This window comes from Flagellimonas zhangzhouensis (genome assembly GCF_900102925.1).
Lineage (GTDB): Bacteria > Bacteroidota > Bacteroidia > Flavobacteriales > Flavobacteriaceae > Flagellimonas > Flagellimonas zhangzhouensis.
The window spans coordinates 1-2,500 of record NZ_FNKI01000009.1 but is presented as its reverse complement, the minus strand read 5'-3'; the positions used below and the strand labels follow the sequence as shown (position 1 = coordinate 2,500).

Annotated in this window: 2 tRNA genes and 2 rRNA genes (1 of these 4 cut by a window edge); all 4 read right to left on the bottom strand. The window is 51.9% G+C overall.

The window, feature by feature from the left end:
- Positions 1-843 (bottom strand): 23S ribosomal RNA (locus tag BLQ18_RS16855); it reaches 1,977 nt to the left of the window's first position.
- A 179-nt stretch (positions 844-1,022) separates the two neighbouring features.
- Positions 1,023-1,099: transfer RNA gene (locus tag BLQ18_RS16850), tRNA-Ala, on the bottom strand.
- A 150-nt stretch (positions 1,100-1,249) separates the two neighbouring features.
- A tRNA-Ile gene (locus BLQ18_RS16845) sits at positions 1,250-1,323 on the bottom strand.
- Positions 1,324-1,433: 110 nt separating this feature from the next.
- A 16S ribosomal RNA gene (locus BLQ18_RS16840) occupies positions 1,434-2,500 on the bottom strand; the annotation flags it as partial.

Below are 2,500 nucleotides of genomic sequence, written 5' to 3'. Positions count from 1 at the left end.
GAGTACGAGCTATTTCCGAGCTTGATTGGCCTTTCACCCCTACCCACAGGTCATCCCAAGACTTTTCAACGTCAACGGGTTCGGTCCTCCACTATGTGTTACCACAGCTTCAACCTGCCCATGGGTAGATCGCACGGTTTCGCGTCTACTACTACCGACTATGGCGCCCTGTTCAGACTCGCTTTCGCTGCGGCTGCGCACCTGAGGTGCTTAACCTTGCCGGTAAAAGTAACTCGTAGGCTCATTATGCAAAAGGCACGCCGTCACCAGTAAACTGGCTCCGACCGCTTGTAGGCGTATGGTTTCAGGGTCTATTTCACTCCCTTGTTCAGGGTTCTTTTCACCTTTCCCTCACGGTACTGGTTCACTATCGGTCTCTCAGGAGTATTTAGCCTTGGCGGATGGTCCCGCCAGATTCACACAGGGTTTCACGTGCCCCGCGCTACTCAGGATACCACTATCTTTAACGCTCCTTGCCTGTACCGGGCTATCACCGTCTACGGCCCCTCTTTCCAAAGGGTTCCAGTTCGTCGCGCAAAGAACATTGTGGTCCTACAACCCCAACATTGCCGGAACAACATTGGTTTGGGCTAATCCGATTTCGCTCGCCACTACTCTCGGAATCACTTTTGTTTTCTCTTCCTCCGCCTACTTAGATGTTTCAGTTCAGCGGGTTCGCCCACCTTGCGGTGTGACTGGCCTTCAACCAGCCGGGTTGCCCCATTCGGACACCCACGGATCAATGCTCATGTGCAGCTCCCCGTGGATTTTCGCAGCTTATCACGTCCTTCTTCGCCTCTGAGAGCCCAGGCATCCCCCATACGCCCTTCTTTTGCTTGTCGCATCTGCACATAAGTGCAAATGCCCTCTCGTAATCCTTTATATATTCTATTCTACTTCGTGTTTCTTCTTTGACTTCGCATAGACCGATATAAAATCAATCTTGCTCCGTCCCAATATGTCAATGAACTTTCTGGCTCATCGCCACCGGCAATATAAATTACCGTGGACGACACTTGCCGTGGTGGAGAATATCGGAGTCGAACCGATGACCTCCTGCGTGCAAGGCAGGCGCTCTAGCCAGCTGAGCTAATCCCCCATATACCAGTAGTTGGTACATAGTAGTTAGTAGTCAGAAATCACTGAACTACCTTCTCAACTCCTAGAATTTCCTTTCAATTTGTAATGAACTTACGTTACCTGTGAACTTTTAACTTTTCACTTATAACTTGCGGCTCCGCCGCTTTCGTAGTCTCAGGCAGACTCGAACTGCCGACCTCTACATTATCAGTGTAGCGCTCTAACCAGCTGAGCTATGAGACTGTCTTGGCCTATTTTGCCTTATATCAAAAAACATATCATAAACGACAGCACAAAGATCTTAAAGACCACCTCGTGCGGGACCCCAAGGCTCCGGACATCTCTTTCTCTAGAAAGGAGGTGTTCCAGCCGCACCTTCCGGTACGGCTACCTTGTTACGACTTAGCCCTAGTTACCGATTTTGCCCTAGGCCGCTCCTTGCGGTGACGGACTTCAGGCACTCCCGGCTTCCATGGCTTGACGGGCGGTGTGTACAAGGCCCGGGAACGTATTCACCGGATCATGGCTGATATCCGATTACTAGCGATTCCAGCTTCACGGGGTCGAGTTGCAGACCCCGATCCGAACTGTGACCGGTTTTATAGATCCGCGCCCCCTTGCGGGGTGGCTTCCCTCTGTACCGGCCATTGTAGCACGTGTGTAGCCCAGGACGTAAGGGCCGTGATGATTTGACGTCGTCCCCACCTTCCTCACGGTTTGCACCGGCAGTCCCGTTAGAGTCCCCATCTTGACATGCTGGCAACTAACGGTAGGGGTTGCGCTCGTTATAGGACTTAACCTGACACCTCACGGCACGAGCTGACGACAACCATGCAGCACCTTGTAAGTGGTCCGAAGAAATAGCTGTCTCCAACTAATGCAACTTACATTTAAGCCCTGGTAAGGTTCCTCGCGTATCATCGAATTAAACCACATGCTCCACCGCTTGTGCGGGCCCCCGTCAATTCCTTTGAGTTTCATTCTTGCGAACGTACTCCCCAGGTGGGATACTTATCACTTTCGCTTGGCCACGGAGACAAAGTCCCCACAGCTAGTATCCATCGTTTACGGCGTGGACTACCGGGGTATCTAATCCCGTTCGCTACCCACGCTTTCGTCCATCAGCGTCAGTACATGGTTGGTCACCTGCCTTCGCGATCGGTGTTCTATGTGATATCTATGCATTTCACCGCTACACCACATGTTCCGGCAACCCCACCATGACTCAAGACCTGCAGTATCAAAGGCAATTTTATGGTTGAGCCACAAACTTTCACCCCTGACTTACAGGCCCGCCTACGGACCCTTTAAACCCAATGATTCCGGATAACGCTCGGACCCTCCGTATTACCGCGGCTGCTGGCACGGAGTTAGCCGGTCCTTATTCTTACGGTACCGTCAGACACCTACACGTAGGTGC